The organism is Marivivens niveibacter, assembly GCF_002150005.2.
GTDB lineage: Bacteria > Pseudomonadota > Alphaproteobacteria > Rhodobacterales > Rhodobacteraceae > Marivivens > Marivivens niveibacter.
This window is the reverse complement of sequence record NZ_MSPP01000003.1, coordinates 368,559-382,674: the sequence shown is the minus strand read 5'-3', so window position 1 is coordinate 382,674 and position 14,116 is coordinate 368,559. Positions and strand designations below refer to the sequence as shown.

The 14,116-nt window shown below is 55.3% G+C and carries 16 protein-coding genes; 9 read left to right on the top strand and 7 right to left on the bottom strand.

Annotation, left to right across the window (positions count from 1 at the left end; genetic code table 11):
- Positions 1–132 precede the first annotated feature (132 nt).
- The 8 genes from BVC71_RS10660 (at position 133) to BVC71_RS10625 (ending at position 6,697) form a co-directional block, all read left to right on the top strand.
- Positions 133–1,053, top strand: a complete 921-nt coding sequence (locus tag BVC71_RS10660; protein ID WP_086451644.1) for a manganese-dependent inorganic pyrophosphatase — start codon at positions 133–135, stop codon at positions 1,051–1,053.
- Positions 1,054–1,111: 58 nt separating this feature from the next.
- A complete protein-coding gene (locus tag BVC71_RS10655; protein ID WP_086451643.1) occupies positions 1,112–1,585 on the top strand; it encodes a GNAT family N-acetyltransferase in 474 nt (157 codons plus the stop codon).
- 63 nt (positions 1,586–1,648) lie between these two features.
- Positions 1,649–2,521, top strand: coding sequence for a TIGR01459 family HAD-type hydrolase (locus BVC71_RS10650; RefSeq protein ID WP_086451642.1), 873 nt, complete (start codon positions 1,649–1,651; stop codon positions 2,519–2,521).
- A gap of 93 nt (positions 2,522–2,614) precedes the next feature.
- Entirely contained in the window at positions 2,615–3,058 is a 444-nt protein-coding gene (locus BVC71_RS10645; protein ID WP_086451832.1) for a MaoC family dehydratase, read from the top strand.
- A 37-nt stretch (positions 3,059–3,095) separates the two neighbouring features.
- The gene (locus BVC71_RS10640; RefSeq protein ID WP_086451641.1) at positions 3,096–4,034 is read left to right on the top strand and encodes a bifunctional riboflavin kinase/FAD synthetase; all 939 of its coding nucleotides are present in this window, start codon (positions 3,096–3,098) and stop codon (positions 4,032–4,034) included.
- Positions 4,027–4,494: a YcgN family cysteine cluster protein gene (locus BVC71_RS10635; protein WP_086451640.1), complete on the top strand. Its 468-nt coding sequence runs from the start codon at positions 4,027–4,029 to the stop codon at positions 4,492–4,494. The genes BVC71_RS10640 and BVC71_RS10635 overlap by 8 nt, the downstream gene beginning before the upstream one ends.
- Positions 4,494–5,543, top strand: coding sequence for a threonine aldolase family protein (locus BVC71_RS10630; RefSeq protein ID WP_086451639.1), 1,050 nt, complete (start codon positions 4,494–4,496; stop codon positions 5,541–5,543). Before BVC71_RS10635 ends, BVC71_RS10630 begins: the two co-directional genes overlap by 1 nt.
- Positions 5,544–5,680: 137 nt before the next feature.
- A complete protein-coding gene (locus tag BVC71_RS10625; protein WP_086451638.1) occupies positions 5,681–6,697 on the top strand; it encodes a ribose-phosphate pyrophosphokinase in 1,017 nt (338 codons plus the stop codon).
- A gap of 56 nt (positions 6,698–6,753) precedes the next feature.
- Here BVC71_RS10625 and BVC71_RS10620 read toward each other — a convergent pair whose 3' ends face one another.
- From BVC71_RS10620 to BVC71_RS10590, 7 genes are all read right to left on the bottom strand, one after another.
- Positions 6,754–7,104 (bottom strand): H-type lectin domain-containing protein, encoded by a 351-nt coding sequence (locus BVC71_RS10620; RefSeq protein ID WP_086451637.1) that lies wholly within the window; start codon positions 7,102–7,104, stop codon positions 6,754–6,756.
- Between the two features lie 108 nt (positions 7,105–7,212).
- Positions 7,213–7,641 (bottom strand): F0F1 ATP synthase subunit epsilon, encoded by a 429-nt coding sequence (locus BVC71_RS10615; RefSeq protein WP_086451636.1) that lies wholly within the window; start codon positions 7,639–7,641, stop codon positions 7,213–7,215.
- Positions 7,642–7,652: 11 nt separating this feature from the next.
- On the bottom strand, positions 7,653–9,077 hold the full coding sequence (gene atpD / locus BVC71_RS10610) for a F0F1 ATP synthase subunit beta (protein ID WP_086451635.1): 1,425 nt from the start codon (positions 9,075–9,077) through the stop codon (positions 7,653–7,655).
- A gap of 18 nt (positions 9,078–9,095) precedes the next feature.
- Entirely contained in the window at positions 9,096–9,968 is an 873-nt protein-coding gene (locus BVC71_RS10605) for a F0F1 ATP synthase subunit gamma (RefSeq protein WP_086451634.1), read from the bottom strand.
- Between the two features lie 25 nt (positions 9,969–9,993).
- The gene (gene atpA / locus BVC71_RS10600) at positions 9,994–11,532 is read right to left on the bottom strand and encodes a F0F1 ATP synthase subunit alpha (RefSeq protein ID WP_086451633.1); all 1,539 of its coding nucleotides are present in this window, start codon (positions 11,530–11,532) and stop codon (positions 9,994–9,996) included.
- Positions 11,532–12,092, bottom strand: coding sequence for a F0F1 ATP synthase subunit delta (locus BVC71_RS10595; protein WP_086451831.1), 561 nt, complete (start codon positions 12,090–12,092; stop codon positions 11,532–11,534). The genes atpA and BVC71_RS10595 overlap by 1 nt, the downstream gene beginning before the upstream one ends.
- A 288-nt stretch (positions 12,093–12,380) precedes the next feature.
- The gene (locus BVC71_RS10590; RefSeq protein WP_086451632.1) at positions 12,381–13,148 is read right to left on the bottom strand and encodes a methyltransferase domain-containing protein; all 768 of its coding nucleotides are present in this window, start codon (positions 13,146–13,148) and stop codon (positions 12,381–12,383) included.
- A 61-nt stretch (positions 13,149–13,209) separates the two neighbouring features.
- Between BVC71_RS10590 and gloB the strand changes: the two genes are divergently transcribed.
- A complete protein-coding gene (gene gloB, locus BVC71_RS10585) occupies positions 13,210–13,971 on the top strand; it encodes a hydroxyacylglutathione hydrolase (protein ID WP_086451631.1) in 762 nt (253 codons plus the stop codon).
- Positions 13,972–14,116 lie beyond the last annotated feature (145 nt).

Sequence of the window (14,116 nt, the reverse complement as noted above, 5' to 3'; positions counted from 1 at the left end):
CCACCTAAACTGGCCGACACATCCATGCAATTAGACCATTTCAGCGCGCTTTGCTGCGTTGCAGACAGGTGACAAGCGCACGTCCGCCCCCTATAAGGCCCGCGAAACATTATTCCGCAGAGGCATCCTCCCATGACTACGCTTGTTTTTGGCCATAAATCCCCTGACACCGATTCCACCGGCTCGCCTATTATCTGGGCTTGGTATCTGAACGAAATTAAAGGCATCGACGCCAAAGCAGTCCTGCTGGGCGAACCAAACACCGAAGCCGCGTTCGTTGTTGAAAAATGGGGCTTTGAAAAGCCAGAAATCATTTCCGGCGTAGAAGCAGATCAGGATGTTGTCATCGTTGACACCAACAACCCTGCTGAGCTGCCAGACGCGATCAATGACGCGAACATCACCGCGATCATCGACCACCACAAACTGGTTGGCGGTCTGGAAACCAAAGGTCCGATCGACATCACCATCCGTCCTCTGGCATGTACCGCGACCATCATGCACGACCTGATGGGCGACGACGCTGACAAAATGCCAGACAACATCAAAGGCGCGATGCTGTCCTGCATCCTGTCCGACACACTGGAATTCCGCAGCCCGACCACCACCGACGTGGACAAAGCGCTGGCCGAAAAACTGGCATCCGAACTGAACCTGGACCTGAACGCATACGCATCGGAAATGTTCGAAGCGAAATCCGATATCTCGGAATTTTCGGACGCTGAACTGATCCGCATGGATTCCAAAGAATACGCCGTAGAAGGCACCAAATTCCGCGTATCCGTTCTGGAAACCACTGCGCCGAAACTGGTTCTGGACCGCAAAGCGTCGATCATGGACACCATGACCACCGTTGCGACCGAAGACGGTGTTGATCAGGTTTTGCTGTTCGTTGTCGACATCCTGAACGAAGAAGCAACTCTGTTCGTGCCAAACGATCTGGTCAAAACCGTTGCTGAAAAATCGTTCGGCGCGACCGTAAACGGCGACAACGTTGTTCTGCCGGGCATCATGTCCCGCAAAAAACAAATCATTCCAAACCTGAAAGTCTAAGGTTTGACGATTTCCAAAGGCCCGCCATTGCGCGGGCCTTTTTCATTTGGGGGCACTGATGTTTTCACCTGATTTCATGCGCGAAATGCAACGCGGCGAAGAACCCGCCGTGGACGCCCTGCTGGCCCATGCGTTCGGCGGTCAGGACGAGGTGAAATTGATCGCCAAGCTACGCAAATCCCGCGCGATGGCTGGCGAGATGGTGCTGCCGTCCGAACACGGGATCATCGGCTATCTGGCCCTGTCCAAAATGATCGCGCCGAAAAACTGGCTGTGCCTCGCGCCCGTGGCGATCCACCCCGATGTGCAGCGCATGGGTTATGGCCGCCGCATGGTCGGCATGATCACCGAATGGGCCAAAATGACGAACCAAACGCTGGTCGTTCTGGGCGATCCAGTATTCTATCAACGCTGCGGATTTCGCGCAGCGCCCGATGGGCTGACGTCGCCCTACCCCGTCGATCACACTCTGGTCGCGGGTCCGGCCAAGGCTAAGTCACTAGAACTGCGTTATCCGCAGGCCTTTGGCTAAGACGCTTTTCTTTTACATTAGCGCTCTATAGGCATGGGTTAAACATGACCAAAGGGGCGACCAATGACCCAGATTATCGAAACCTTTTCCGAAATCGCCGACAATTATGATGCGCTGTTTGTGGACCTATGGGGCTGCATGCACAACGGCCTGACCGCCTATCCTGACGCTGTCAAAGCCATGGAAGATTACCGCGCCAAAGGCGGCAAAGTGATCTATGTCACCAACGCGCCGCGTGCGTGGCATTTGGTATCCGAACAGATGCACGGCTTTGGCGTGACCAAAGACAGCTATGATGCGATCTCGACCTCTGGCGACGCGGCGCGCGTGGCCATGCATACGGGCGCCGCTGGCAAAAAGGTGTGGTTCATCGGCGAAGAGCGCGACAAAACCGTGTTCGAACCAATCAATGTCGTCGAAAATCCTGTCGATTTGGAAATCGTCACACTGGAAGAAGCCGAAGGCATCGTAAACTGCGGCCCGTTCGATACTAAGGCCGACCCATCCGTCATGCGCCCCGAATTCCTGCTGGCCAAACAAAAGGGCCTGCCGATGCTGTGTTTCAACCCTGACATCATCATCGACCGCGGCGAAGAACGTGAATGGTGCGCGGGCGCTTTGGCGCAGCTGTACACCGAAATGGGCGGGGAAAGCCTGTATTTCGGCAAACCGCATCCGCCCATCTATGATCTGGCCCGCCGCCGTCTGGCGCAAATCGATCCGAACGCGGAACAGGCCCGCATCCTGTGTATCGGCGATGGAATCAAAACGGACATCTTGGGCGCCGAAGGCGAAGGATATGATTCCCTGTTTATCACCGGCGGTTTGGCTGCAGCAGAGACTGCGACCAAAGTACACCCCGACGCAGATCTGCTAAAATCCTATGTTTCCAAAGAGATGCAGAACCCAACCTACGCCATAGGGTTCCTACGTTAACCGCAAAGGGGGTTGTTTTTTCTGCAGTCGCAAAGTAATAAAGTTTCAACCTGACCCAACTACTGGATCGTTTGTTACCTTATGGAGCGCGACATGCTGGATAACGCCCCCCGCGGCACGATTTGCATCGAAGACATCGAAATCGGCATGGTCCGGTCGTTGCGCAAGGTTGTGACCGACCGCGACATCGAATTGTTCGCCGAAGTATCGACCGACCGTAACCCTGTGCATTTGGACGATGAATACGCCCAAGACACCATTTTCGAAGGCCGCATCGCCCACGGCATGCTGACCGCTGGCCTGATTTCGGCCGTGATTGGTGAACAGCTGCCCGGTCATGGCACAGTGTATCTGGGCCAAACCCTGAAATTTATGGCTCCTGTCCGCCCCGGCGACATGGTTCTGGCCGAAGTAGAGGTCACAGGCATTGATCACGCAAAACGCCGCGTCGTGATGGAAACCCGTTGCCTTGTGAACAACAAAAAGGTGCTAATCGGCGAAGCAACCGTTCTTGCGCCGTCGCGTAAGTTCGACTGACCTTGCAACGGCCCGCGCGGGCCGTTACGCATCGCACATGCGTATTATCCGCGACACACTCTTTATCGATCCAAATGACCGCGGCGCTGCTGCGGCCATTGGCAATTTCGACGGCGTCCATCTGGGCCACCAATCGGTGATCGACCTTGCGCGCAAGGCGGCATTTGATGCGGGAGCTCCTTTGGGCGTGATGACGTTTGAACCGCACCCCCGCCAGTTTTTCGCGCCCGACGCCCCCGCGTTCCGCCTGATGAACGCCGAAGCCAAGGTGCATCGCCTGCGCAAATTGGGCGTTCAAAAACTGTACGAAGTGCCGTTCAATGCCGCGCTGGCCAAACTATCGCCGCGTGAATTTGCGGTAGACGTCATCATGAACCGTCTGGGACTGGTCCATGTCGTGGTGGGCGAAGATTTCTATTTCGGCGCAAAACGCGCGGGCGATGTGAATACTTTGCGTGAATTGGGCGACGAATTGGGATTCGGCGTGACCGTCGCGCCGTTGTTGAGCTTTGAAGAGGAAGTTTCCTCGACCAACATTCGCAACGCGCTGGCCGACGGACGCCCGCAGGACGCGGCCCGAATGCTGGGGCACCTGCACCGCATCGAAGGCCCCGTAATCCGCGGCGATCAACGCGGACGCGATTTGGGATATCCTACCGCCAATATGTCGATCACAGGCCTTCATCAGCCAAAGCTGGGCGTTTATGCCGTCAAAGTTGACGTGTTAGAGGGCCCCCACGCCGGCAGCTATAACGGCGCCGCATCCATCGGTGTGCGCCCCATGTTCGGCGAAGATAACGTGCCAAACATCGAAACCTTTATCTTTGATTTCAAAGGCGACCTATACGGCACCCATCTGTCGGTCGCTTTGGTCGAATACCTGCGCCCCGAATTGAAATTCGACGGGCTGGACGCGCTGATCACCCAAATGGACGCCGATTGCCAAAGGGCCCGAGAGATCCTGCGCAATGCCTAAGATCGATCGCAGCGGCCTGCGCCCAAAATTCTGGGAAAACGTCCCTCTGGATAAAATGACTCGCCCCGAATGGGAGGCATTGTGCGACGGCTGCGGGAAATGCTGCCTGAACAAACTCGAAGACGAAGACACCGGTCAGGTCGCCCTGACCCGCGTGGCTTGCCGCCTGCTGGATGACGAAACCTGCCTATGCAGCCAGTACCCCATTCGTCACCAATTCGTGCCCGAATGCATCGTGATGACGCCCAAAACCATTCTGGACCATATGTATTGGCTGCCAGAAACATGCGCGTATAAATTGCTGCATCAAGGCGACAAACTATATGACTGGCATCCCCTGATTTCAGGGTCGCCAGACACCGTTCATACCGCGGGCGTGTCGATGCAATATCGCACAGTCTCCGAAGCCGAAGTCGGCGACGATGAATGGGAAGACCACATAATAGAAGAGCCAATCTAATGTTTTTCGCCTCTGACAACACCAGCCCCGTCCACCCCAAAGTGATGGAGGCGCTGTCAAAGGCAAACTCTGGCTACATGCCGTCCTACGGCAACGATCCCATCATGGACAGCGTCCGCACCAAACTGCGCGACATTTTCGACGCGCCAGAGGCTGCCATTTATCTGGTCGCCACGGGATCGGCCGCAAACGCGCTGTCGCTATCGATCCTGAACGCGTCCTATCAAACCGTTTTCTGCCACCGGAACGCCCACATAGAAGAGGACGAATGCGGCGCGCCTGAATTTTACATGAACGGCGGGAAACTAGCGCTGGTGGATGGCGAACACGCCAAAATGACACCAGACACCCTGCGCAGCGTGATCGCCGCCACGGGCTGCGGCGGTGTCCACGGAATGCAGCGCGGCGCAGTGTCGATCACCAACGTTACCGAACACGGCACAGTCTATACTCCCGCCGAAATCGCGGCACTGACCGCCGTCGCGCGCGACTACGACCTGCCCTGCCATATGGACGGCGCAAGGTTCGCCAATGCCATCGCGGCAACTGGCGCGACACCAGCCGAAATGACATGGAAGGCTGGCATAGATGTCCTGTCATTTGGCGGCACGAAAAACGGCCTGATGGGCTGCGAGGCTGTGATCATATTCGACCCTAAGCGCGCGTGGGAGTTTGAACTGCGCCGCAAACGCGGGGGACACCTATTTTCGAAACACCGCTATCTGTCGGCGCAGATGGATGCATTTGTTACGGACGGCCTGTGGATTGACCTTGCTACACATGCCAACGCGATGGGCGCCGAATTGGCGCAGGGATTGGCGCAGATAGACGGTATAACGCTGGCCCACCCTATTGACGCCAACATGGTTTTCGCGTCGATGCCAAATTCGTTGCACCGCCACATGATCGCTAGTGGTGCCCGCTATAACCCTTGGCCCGACACAGCCGATTTCAACGCGAAAGGTGACGCCATCGGGCGGTTGGTTACCAGCTGGTCGACAACGCCCGCCGATGTGCAGCAATTTCTGTCAGCGCTACAAAACAGATAACGCTAACATGACGCGGTTTGGCATTATTTAAACCGATTTCATTTCCTAGATGTTTGCCAAATGGCAATGCTGTGCTACGGCACCCCTGCGTCACGAATCCGTCATATAGACGGGCCACATCCGGGGAACCCTGCCACATGCCCACGATCACTGAACCGAAACTGATTTCGGGGAACGCTAACAAACCTCTTGCCACTGCTATTGCCCGCCGCATGTCCATGCACCGCGGCATGAATGTTGATCTGGTCGACGCCCGCGTCGAACGATTCAACGACCAAGAGATTTTCGTCGAATGCTACGAAAACGTCCGCGGCGAAGATATGTTCATCATTCAGCCAACGTCGAACCCAGCAAACGACAACCTGATGGAATTGCTGATCATCACCGACGCGCTGAAGCGTTCGTCGGCCGGCCGCATCACCGCAGTGATCCCATATTTCGGCTACGCCCGTCAGGACCGCCGCACCAAAGCGCGTACACCCATCAGCGCGAAACTGGTCGCCAACCTGATCGCCGAAGCTGGCGTTGACCGCGTTCTGACCATGGACCTGCACGCAGCGCAGATTCAGGGCTTCTTTGATATGCCGGTGGACAACCTGTATGCCGCGCCGATCTTTGCGCTGGATATCAAACACCATTTCAAAGGCGCAACGGACGACATCATGGTCGTGTCCCCTGATGTCGGCGGCGTTGCCCGCGCACGCGAATTGGCAAAACGCATCGATGCACCACTGTCGATCGTTGATAAGCGTCGCGAAAAGCCAGGTGAAGTTGCCGAAATGACCGTGATCGGTTCGGTCGAAGGCAAAAAATGTATCATCGTTGATGACCTTTGCGACACCGCTGGCACCCTGTGCAAAGCAGCAGAGCACCTGATGGACGCAGGCGCATCCGAAGTGCACGCCTATATCTCGCATGGTGTTATGTCCGGCCCAGCCGTCGAGCGCGTGAAAAATTCCCACCTGAAAACGCTGGTTCTGACGGATTCGATCCAACCGACCGATGCAGTTATGGCGACGCCAAACATCCGCATCGTGCCGACTGCGCCGATGTTCACTCAGGCGATCCTGAACACGTGGAACGGTACGTCGGTCTCGTCCCTGTTCGAGGACAACACTTTGGTTCCGATCTACGAAGGCCTGTACAACACCTGATCAGATCACATAGCTGAAATGACAAACGCCCCGTTCATTAGAACGGGGCGTTTTGTTTAGAAGATATCCCAATCATCATCATGGGCAACTTCACCTATGGCTTGCCATGCGACGCGTACACGGGCGATTTTACTGTCCGCCCACGTCTGAAAGACGATTTCGAATTGTGTTTCCGTGACTTTTTGCGCCCTTAAATCCCATCGAGTGAATGATTTATTGGACATATCCAACATGCCCAATCGAACCGTGACAGAGGGCTCTTTACGAAACGCGGATGAAAATTTGACGGTCTTGCGAACCTCACGCGGGCCTTCTTCTGCCCACATAGGTCCCCCAGTTTCAAAATCTGAAAACAGGATCACCTCACCCTGATCGATACCAATCAGGTGGTTTTGCATTTTTTTCATACTCAACGCGCCTCTTTACTTTGGGACACTACGGATAAGTTCTACACCTTATAAGAGAAAAGGGGCCAAAATTTGGCCCCTTTTCTAATTTCATTCCGTAACTCAGGATCACTCCTGATAGGATAGACCCATGTGCGTACCGACTGCGACCATATCGGCCAGCAGGCGGGCTGCATCGTCAACCGGACCTGGTTCGTTCTTGAAGTTCTCCAGAGCTTTCTCGTGAGCGGCGCGGTATTCTGCAACCATCTCTTGGAACGCTTCCTGAGTTACCTCAGCGGTTGGCAACGCGCGTTCTGCCAGAACCGAAACGCTTTCCGCGCCGATTTCAGCAAAGCCACCCGATACGACGTATTCGTCGGTGCCACCCGCATGAACGACCCGCAGGATGCCGGGGCGCAGTGTGGTGATGGTTGGCGCGTGGCCAGCCATCGCCGTCATCGCACCTTCGGCGGCCGGGATCTGGATCTCGGTGGCCTGAACAGAAGCAAGCTTCCGTTCAGGGGACACTAGATCGAATTGCAGGTTATCAGCCATTACGCCTCTCCTTAGGCAGCTTCAGCTGCCAGTTTTTCGGCTTTGGCCAGAACTTCGTCGATGCCGCCTACCATGTAGAAAGCCGACTCTGGCAGGTGGTCGTATTCACCGGCCACAACTGCTTTGAACGACGAAATGGTGTCTTCCAGAGGAACCTGAACACCGTCCGAACCAGTGAATACTTTCGCAACGTCGAATGGCTGCGACAGGAAACGCTGGATCTTACGTGCGCGGGACACGGTCAGTTTGTCTTCTTCGCTCAGTTCGTCCATGCCCAAGATGGCAATGATGTCCTGCAGCGATTTATAGCGCTGAAGAATGTTCTGAACGTCGCGAGCAACCTGATAGTGCTCTTCACCAACGATCTGTGGGTCCAGAATACGGGACGAGGAGTCCAGTGGGTCCACAGCAGGGTAGATGCCAAGCTCGGAGATCGCACGGTTAAGAACGGTGGTCGCATCCAAGTGAGCAAAGGTGGTTGCTGGTGCAGGGTCGGTAAGGTCGTCCGCAGGTACGTACACGGCCTGGATCGAAGTAATCGAACCGTTTTTGGTCGAGGTAATACGTTCCTGCATCGCGCCCATGTCGGTTGCCAGTGTTGGCTGGTAGCCCACTGCCGAAGGGATACGACCCAGAAGCGCCGACACCTCGGAACCTGCCTGAGTGAAGCGGAAGATGTTGTCGACGAAGAACAGAACGTCGGTACCCGAAGCGTCGCGGAACTGTTCTGCCAGAGTCAGACCAGTCAGAGCAACACGAGCACGTGCACCTGGAGGTTCGTTCATCTGACCGTACACCAGAGCAACCTGCGATTCTTCCAGGTTGTCAGGCTTAATAACGTTCGATTCGATCATCTCGTGGTAAAGGTCGTTACCTTCACGGGTACGTTCACCAACACCTGCGAACACCGAGTAGCCCGAGTGCACTTTTGCGATGTTGTTGATCAGTTCCATGATCAGAACGGTTTTACCAACGCCCGCGCCGCCGAACAGACCAATTTTACCACCTTTGGAGTATGGAGCCAGAAGGTCGATAACTTTGATGCCGGTGACCAGGATTTCGGTGCCAGTCGACTGGTCAGCGAATTCTGGTGCTTCTGCGTGGATTGGGCGGAACTCGTCAGCGTTTACAGGGCCTTTTTCGTCCACTGGTTCGCCAACAACGTTCAGAATACGACCCAGTGTTGCTTTACCAACTGGAACCGAGATCGGTGCGCCAGTGTCAGCAACGTCCTGACCACGGACTAGACCTTCGGTCGCGTCCATTGCGATGGTACGTACTGTGTTTTCGCCAAGGTGCTGGGACACTTCAAGAACCAGCTGTTTGCCGTTGTTGTCGGTGGTCAGCGCGTTGAGGATAGCCGGCAGGCCATCTTCGAACTGCACGTCGACAACGGCGCCAATCACCTGCGTGATTTTGCCTTTTGCGTTTGCCATGTTTCGTTACTCCGGTTCTTAGAGCGCTTCCGCGCCCGAAATAATTTCGATCAGTTCGCTGGTGATTACAGCCTGACGCGAACGGTTGAATTCGATGGTTAGCTTGTCGATCATATCGCCCGCGTTGCGGGTCGCGTTATCCATCGCGCTCATCCGTGCACCCTGTTCGGATGCAGCGTTTTCCAGAAGAGCCGCAAAGATTGCGGTCGATACGCTGCTAGGCAGCAGATCGTCCAGAATGGCCTCTTCGTTCGGTTCGTAATCGTAGTCGGCGACAACAGCGTCTTCTGCTGCTTCGAATTTTGCTGGGATCACCTGCTGAGCAGTCGGGATCTGCGAAATCACAGATTGGAACTGCGCAAAGAAGATCGTTGCAACATCGAATTCACCGGCTTCGAACCGCTTCAGCAGGTCTTGACCAATGCCGCGTGCGGTTGCGTAGTCGATACGCTTTACTTCCGATAGGTCGACGTGGTCGACGAGCAGATCACCGAAATCACGGCGCAGCTGTTCGCGGCCTTTTTTGCCAACCGTCAGGATTTTCACCGTTTTGCCCTGGGCCTGTAGGTCCAGCGCATGTGTGCGTGCTTTCTTCACGATCGAAGAATTGAAACCGCCACACAGACCACGTTCAGAGGTCATGACCACCAGCAGGTGGACCTGATCGCTTCCGGTGCCGCGCAGCAGCAGCGGTGCAGTGTCGGACGAACCAACCGAAGCGGCCAGCGTCGATACCACAGCGTTAAAACGCTCGGCATATGGACGTGCTGCCTCGGCGGCGTCTTGGGCGCGGCGCAATTTTGCTGCCGCGACCATCTGCATCGCCTTGGTGATCTTGCGGGTCGATTTGACCGACGAGATCCTGTTTTTGAGGTCCTTAAGACTTGGCACTGCCTTGTCTCCTTATCCGGTGAACTTAGGCGAAGTCTGCTGCGAACTCGTCAAGAGCCGCTTTCAGTTTGTCTGCAGCGTCGCCTTTGATCTTTGGATCCTCGTTTGCGATCCACTCCAGAATGTCCGAACGCTTGTTGCGCAGGAAGTTCAGCAGAGCGTCTTCGAAACGAGCAACGTCGGAAACTGGCAGATTGTCCAAGTAGCCGTTGGTGCCTGCGTAGATGATGCAGACGATTTCGGCGTTGGTCAGTGGCGAGTACTGAGGCTGTTTCATCAGCTCGGTCAGACGTGCACCACGGTTCAGCAGCTTCTGGGTTGCAGCGTCCAGATCGGAACCGAACTGAGCGAATGCAGCCATTTCGCGGTACTGAGCCAGCGACAGTTTAACAGGACCTGCTACCGACGACATCGCCTTGGTCTGAGCCGAGGAGCCCACGCGCGAAACCGACAGACCGGTGTTCACAGCAGGACGGATACCTTGATAGAACAGTTCGGTTTCCAAGAAGATCTGACCGTCGGTGATCGAAATCACGTTGGTAGGAATAAACGCGGAAACGTCGCCACCTTGGGTTTCGATGATTGGCAGCGCGGTCAGCGAGCCTGCACCGAAATCTTCGTTCAGCTTTGCCGAACGTTCCAGCAGACGCGAGTGAAGATAGAAAACGTCGCCTGGGTAAGCTTCGCGGCCTGGTGGGCGGCGCAGCAGCAGCGACATCTGACGATACGACACAGCCTGTTTCGACAGGTCATCGTAGATGATCAGTGCGTGGCGGCCGTTGTCACGGAAGTGTTCTGCCATCGCGGTTGCAGCATATGGTGCCAGGAACTGCATAGGTGCAGGGTCCGAAGCGGTCGCAGCAACAACGATCGAGTATTCCATCGCACCGTTTTCTTCCAGCTTTTTAACCAGCTGAGCAACGGTCGAACGTTTCTGACCAACAGCAACGTATACGCAGTACAGTTTCTTTGACTCGTCGTCGCCTGCAGCTTCGTTGTACGATTTCTGGTTCAGGATCGCGTCCAGAGCAACAGCGGTTTTACCGGTCTGACGGTCACCAATGATCAGCTCACGCTGGCCACGGCCGATTGGGATCATCGCGTCAACCGATTTCAGGCCGGTTGCCATCGGTTCGTGAACCGATTTACGTGGGATAATGCCAGGCGCTTTAACGTCAGCAACCAGACGCTTGGAAGCGTTGATTGGACCTTTGCCGTCGATTGGGTTGCCCAGACCGTCTACAACGCGGCCCAGCAGTTCGTCACCAGCAGGGACGTCGACGATCGAGTTGGTGCGCTTAACAGTGTCACCTTCTTTGATCTCACGGTCGGAACCGAAGATAACAACACCAACGTTGTCAGCTTCAAGGTTCAGTGCCATCCCGCGGATACCGCCTGGGAATTCGACCATTTCACCAGCCTGAACATTGTCCAGACCGTATACGCGTGCGATACCGTCACCGACCGAGAGCACACGGCCGATTTCGGCCACTTCGGCTTCCTGACCGAAGTTTTTGATCTGGTCCTTTAGGATCGCAGAAATTTCTGCAGCTTGGATCGCCATTATCCGACCTCTTTCATGGTGTTCTGGAGAGCGCTGAGCTTGGAAGCGATCGACGTATCGATCATTTTCGAGCCCACCTTAACAACAAGACCGCCGATAAGTGCGTCATCAACGGTCGCATTAATTTTTACGTCTTTGCCGATTTTTGCCGACAGAGTTTTGGCTAGTTTGTCCGACTGCGTCTTGGTCAGTGCTTTTGCGCTGATCACGTCGGCAGTCACTTCGCCTTTTTCCTCTGCAAGCAGAGCACGCAGCGACGACAGCAAGTGCGGCAGCACGAACAGACGACGCTTCTGGGCCAGAAGGCTCAGTGTGTTAGCAAAAATTTCCGAAAGACCCATCTTGGCTGCAATCGCCGAAATGGCGGTTGCTTGCTCTTCGCGGCTGTAAAGCGGCGAATTGATCAGAGCGTTCAGCTCTGCACTGCCCGCCAAGGCAGCGTCGATGGAATCAATATCGGACTCAAGAGCAGCGATCGCATTGCCGTCTTTGGCAAGGTCGAACACTGCAGAAGCATAGCGCGAGGCGATGCTGGTTGAAATCGAAGCTGGTTCGGACACGTCCACCCTTCCGATGTTTTGGGCCGTCACCACATGCCTAAATGACATCCAGTTCGGGCAGCTTGAACGGCCCCCGTTATACGTGGGCGCCAAAATCACGGGGGATGTAGCAGACAGGTATGCGTGTCGCAACCGCCTTAGCGTCAAGAAAATCGATTGTTGGGGGTTAGAATGCACACATATATATATCGTGCGACCATTCGCCCCGATTTTTCGCCTGTTTTTATGGTGCTTTGATCACATTGAGACAAAATGGCCCATAACCGAACGAATCTGTGGATATCGTACTTAAGTATGACGCCCGCTGGTCAGCCCTGGTTCTCTGACGGGTCGGCTTACGCCCTCTAGAACGCGCAGTGGGCGTTTCACGGCCTCGCCCAAACCCGGGCGGCGCTGTGCGGGAACCTGTTTGGTCACCTCGACAATCAACACGCCGCCAGCGGCCAAATACGGAATGTCATGGCCGACCTTTTCCAAAAAACCACCCATCTTGCGCCAAACCCTGCGGATCGACGGTGGTTGATACAAAGCAGAGCTAGCCCGTTCGACGACAAAGTTGTGCTGCTTTAGCTGCGATTCCAATTGGCCCAGCGAATATGGGCGACCATAGCCGAAAGGCGTACGATCAGACCGACACCATAAACCCGCGCGGTTCGGCACGATGAATACAGCCTTACCGCCCGGCCCTAGAACGCGCGAACATTCATCCAGCAATGCGCTGGGATTTTCGGATGTTTCCAGCCCGTGCATCACAACCAGTTTGTCGGCAATGCCCGTTTCCAACGGCCACATGACTTCTTCGCATAATACACTGACATTTGGCTGCCCTGGCGGCCACGGCATCACGCCCTGCGGACCAGGCATTAACGCGACAACGCGGCGCGCGTCGGTCAAATACGGGCGCAACAACGGCGCGGCAAATCCGAAACCCACCACGGTTTGTTTGGTCGCTTCGGGCCAAAGGTCGACCAAATGATCGCGCACCACTTTCTGTGCGGCTCGCCCCAATGCGCTGCGATAATAAAAGTTGCGCAGGTCTAACACGTCTAAATGCATTGCGGGTCTTGGTCCAATCAGTCACGCTACAGGTAGATTACCCAAACGCGACGACAATGCCATGCCTTTAAATCTGATCACAGTGCCCTGTTTGACCGATAACTACGCATTTTTGCTGCATAATGACGACACGGGCGAAACAGCCCTGATCGACGCACCAGAATCCCGCCCGATCAAAGCCGAACTAGAACGGCAAGGTTGGACGCTGTCGGATATATTGATCACCCATCACCACCATGACCACATCGACGGTGTGGATGACCTGCGCGGGGCAGCTCGGGTTATCGGGGCTGCCGCCGACGCGCACCGCCTGCCCGACCTAACTGAACAGGTCCGCGATGGTGATGAATTGACCGTCTGCGGAGAGCCGTGTCGTGTGATGGACGTCTACGGTCACACAATTGGACATGTCGCATTTTATTTCCCGACCAGCGGCATCCTGTTTTCCGCCGATAGCCTGATGGCGATGGGATGTGGTCGTTTGTTTGAAGGCACTCCAGATCAAATGTGGGCGACGATGCAGCGTCTCCGCGCCCTACCCGACAACACACTATTGTGTTCGGGACATGAATACACAGCATCGAATATGCGCTTTGCCCTTTCAATCGAGCCAGACAATCCCCATCTGATAGAAAGAAATGAACGCATCCAAGCGGCCCGCGCGGCCAATATCCCCACAGTTCCATCCGTTTTATCGGATGAAAAACAGACAAATCCGTTCCTACGGGCCGATGAATTGCCCCTAAAACGTGCAGTCGGCATGGAAAGTGCAACAGACGTTGAAAGTTTCGCAACCATTCGTAGCCGAAAGGACAACTTCTAACGAATAGGTGCCCAAACATTTCGCTTTTACGTACCGTTAAACGGGTACAGACGACGAAAGATACGGGATTTGATAAAATAGCCCTTGAAGGTTGGTCCGGAAAACTAATCATTAATGGGTAGGAGGCCACGGTCGGACGGGCATC